Consider the following 2,850-nt stretch of genomic DNA (forward strand, 5'->3'; position numbering starts at 1 on the left):
GATCTATTCATGGTCAGAATAGATAACACCGTTCTAAATTACGATTCATCGTTACTCCTTTTTTGATTCGTTGCTACAAGACTCCTAATTACCTGACAAGAGTGCCCGAGTTGTTAGAATAGCTCCACCAGTATATACAAATCCTTTAACAAAACCAGCGGCAATAGGGATAAGGAGAGGAAATGCTCCCCCTTGAATTTCCTGCAGGTCTGTATTAGTCATTTTTTCAAATTTTAAAATAGATTTTTCCATAGCAATTTCTCCTTTAATTTCTACCACTTACCTGTCACATAATGATAACCTGCAATTCCCACTGCAGCAACTCCACCAGCAATTTTGGCTGCCGTCACAGGATTAGCGATTAGCCAAGCTACAAGAGGAATTGCTCCTCCATCTACATTCATCAACTCTTCTTCTGTAAGAGCTACAAAGTTCTGTTCCATTTTGTCAAAATTTGTCATCTTTTTTCTCCTCTTGTTCTATTTTTTCTAAATCTTATCTTCTAAAAAATGGGGTTCCAATAAATACACCGCGTAACAATAAACCTGTAATTAGACCCCGTTGATAGCTTTCCTTGCTACCACCCACCAGCAAGGCTAAGTCGCTTTCCTTTAATACTTCAATAGTATACTTATCATTCATTTCATTCATCTCTTATCCTCCTAAAAACCAAAACCTCTACGAAATCCAATGTACCAATCTACAAGGGTCTTTGTCCAATTTTCTCCACCTTGAATATCGGTCAATTCTTCCGACGTTAGCTCAACAAATCCATAGTAATGTTCTTTCATTATTTTATTCCTTTCTTTTTCCTCTCACTTATTTATTCGAAAAATAATTCGAAAATGTACAACTAAATTAAATTTTATTTCAAAAATAATTTAATGTACCATGAATAGAAAATCGGTAGATACATAAGCCAGACTCCTTTCTTTTTCCTCTTACTTATCTATTCGAAAAAAATTTCGAAAACGTACAACTAAATTAAATTTATTTAAAAAATAATTTAATGAACCACGGATACAAGATTGGTAGATACATAAACCAGACTCCTTTCTGTTTCCTCTTACTTATCTATTCGAAAAAAATTTCGAAAATGTACAACTAAATTAAATTTTATTTGAAAAATAACTCAGTGAACCATGGGTGAAACATTGATATAAACATGAACTAGGCTCCTTTCCTTTTCCTCTTACTTATCTATTCGAAAAAAAGTCAAAAAAATAAGAATATCAGAAAATTTTCCGACATTCTTATTGATAAACTCATCCAAGTCTAACAGATATTAGACATTGAGATGTTTTTTAAGGGTTCTTCTGGCTGTTCGTGATACGGGGAAATGCAAACCTTCTAACAAGGTCACTTCTGTGGCAGTCATCTCTTCAATTGCCTGTAAACTGACTAAAGTATTGCGATTGGCATAGACAAAGTAATCTTTTTCAGCCTTGGCAGCGATATCCTTGAGACTGCCGTAAATGGTCTTGATAGAGTGATTAGCATAATAAACCTTGATACGATGGGATTCCACTGAGGTTTCAAAGGCTAAAATCTCATGGTAGGGCAGAGTAAAGCCCCGTCTTCCCTCAAAACTATAGGTAAAGAGACGCATATTTTCCCTCTTATCCACTGCCAGTACATAGTCCAGACAGCGTTCCAGCTGATGACGATAATCCTCCTCTGGCTGATCCTTGGAAATAAAATCCAAGGCAGATAAGTGGTAACGAAAAGCTAGAGGTAAGGCCTCCGAGTGCGTGGACACAAAGACAATGCTTGTAAAGGGATCTCGCTCCCGAACCTGTTGAGCAACCTGAAAGCCCCGTTCACGCTCTCCATCAATCTCTAAATCCAATAAATAGAGCTGATAATGGTCAAAATACTGAGAATACTTTTCAACATCTCCATAGTTTTTAGCAATATCAATTTCCAATCTCAAATTGCGAGAGCGACCGATATCTAGTAAAGTCTGCTCTATACGCCCCTGCTGAACTCTATCATCTTCCAAAACTAAAATTCTCATTCCTCTCCTCCTCGTTTCTCATCCTTAAATGGCAATTCTAAATCTTGTCTAAAGGTCGTCTCTCCTAGCTGGGTATCTAAGTTTAAATCATAATGAAAAACCATATCCTCCAAGGTTGCTAAGCCCAGTCCACTGTGGTTTCCCTTGGTAGAGTAACCCTTTTGACTGAGAATGCTGGGTTTCAGTTCTTCTTTCTTACGAGTGTTTTCAATGATAAAACGGACACTCCTATCGTCTGCCAATAAAGCAACCCGAATCTGCGGATTTTCCGCCTCACTGGCTGCCTCTAAGGCATTTGTCGTGAGGATAGAGAGGATACGGATAGCCTCCAACATCGGCAAATCCAGCTCTTCGACAACCCCCACCGTCTCCAAACTAAAATGAATTCCCTGATTATCTGCCACAATCATGGCTTTTGCCAAGGTATTGCGAATGGCTATATCATGGATATTGTGGAGATTAAAGGCCGTGTAGTCCGCCTTTCTCAGCTTTTCATTGGTCTTTAGAAAGACATCTTGATAAATGGTAGACACCTCAGCCATGTCTTGATTGGCTATGGCAGGTTCCATGCTGGCGACAATTCCTGCAAAATCATGACGGAAACCTCGCACTTCATCATAGAGATGACCTAGCTTGTCCACCATCCCTTGCAAGGAACGATTTTCATCTTCCTGTCTCTGAATAGTCTGCTCATCACGATAAATCTGCTCCAAATGCTTAATATAAAAGAGCCAAGAGAAAAAGAGAATGAAAATCAGAAGGGAAATGGTCGTGTCAAAACGAACGTAGAAAGGATTACATCCCCCAGACATGATGGATGAAAACAGTCTGAA

Annotated in this window: 6 protein-coding genes; all 6 read right to left on the reverse strand. The window is 38.5% G+C overall.

Features of this window, described 5'->3' with window-relative positions; all coding sequences use genetic code 11:
* Nucleotides 1-84: 84 nt before the first annotated feature.
* Entirely contained in the window at nucleotides 85-252 is a 168-nt protein-coding gene (locus QZ359_RS01295; RefSeq protein WP_293954555.1) for a class IIb bacteriocin, lactobin A/cerein 7B family, read from the reverse strand.
* A gap of 20 nt (nucleotides 253-272) precedes the next feature.
* Nucleotides 273-461: a class IIb bacteriocin, lactobin A/cerein 7B family gene (locus QZ359_RS01300; protein WP_293954558.1), complete on the reverse strand. Its 189-nt coding sequence runs from the start codon at nucleotides 459-461 to the stop codon at nucleotides 273-275.
* Between the two features lie 34 nt (nucleotides 462-495).
* A complete protein-coding gene (locus QZ359_RS01305) occupies nucleotides 496-651 on the reverse strand; it encodes a hypothetical protein (protein ID WP_171039272.1) in 156 nt (51 codons plus the stop codon).
* Between the two features lie 11 nt (nucleotides 652-662).
* Nucleotides 663-791: a smi_0059.1 family bacteriocin-like peptide gene (locus tag QZ359_RS01310; RefSeq protein ID WP_000658221.1), complete on the reverse strand. Its 129-nt coding sequence runs from the start codon at nucleotides 789-791 to the stop codon at nucleotides 663-665.
* 494 nt (nucleotides 792-1,285) lie between these two features.
* On the reverse strand, nucleotides 1,286-2,017 hold the full coding sequence (locus QZ359_RS01315; RefSeq protein WP_001221869.1) for a response regulator transcription factor: 732 nt from the start codon (nucleotides 2,015-2,017) through the stop codon (nucleotides 1,286-1,288).
* Nucleotides 2,014-2,850, reverse strand: an 837-nt coding sequence (locus QZ359_RS01320; protein ID WP_293954613.1) for a GHKL domain-containing protein, incomplete at its 5' end; no start/stop codon positions are given. The genes QZ359_RS01315 and QZ359_RS01320, both read right to left, overlap by 4 nt.

This window comes from Streptococcus sp. (assembly GCF_019414905.1).
Taxonomy (GTDB): domain Bacteria; phylum Bacillota; class Bacilli; order Lactobacillales; family Streptococcaceae; genus Streptococcus.

Coding starts and splice junctions, on each gene's coding strand:
- QZ359_RS01305 (WP_171039272.1), bottom strand. CDS start 651: ATGAATGAAATGAATGATAAGTATACTATTGAAGTATTAAAGGAAAGC.
- QZ359_RS01315 (WP_001221869.1), bottom strand. CDS start 2,017: ATGAGAATTTTAGTTTTGGAAGATGATAGAGTTCAGCAGGGGCGTATA.
- QZ359_RS01310 (WP_000658221.1), bottom strand. CDS start 791: ATGAAAGAACATTACTATGGATTTGTTGAGCTAACGTCGGAAGAATTG.
- QZ359_RS01300 (WP_293954558.1), bottom strand. CDS start 461: ATGACAAATTTTGACAAAATGGAACAGAACTTTGTAGCTCTTACAGAA.
- QZ359_RS01295 (WP_293954555.1), bottom strand. CDS start 252: ATGGAAAAATCTATTTTAAAATTTGAAAAAATGACTAATACAGACCTG.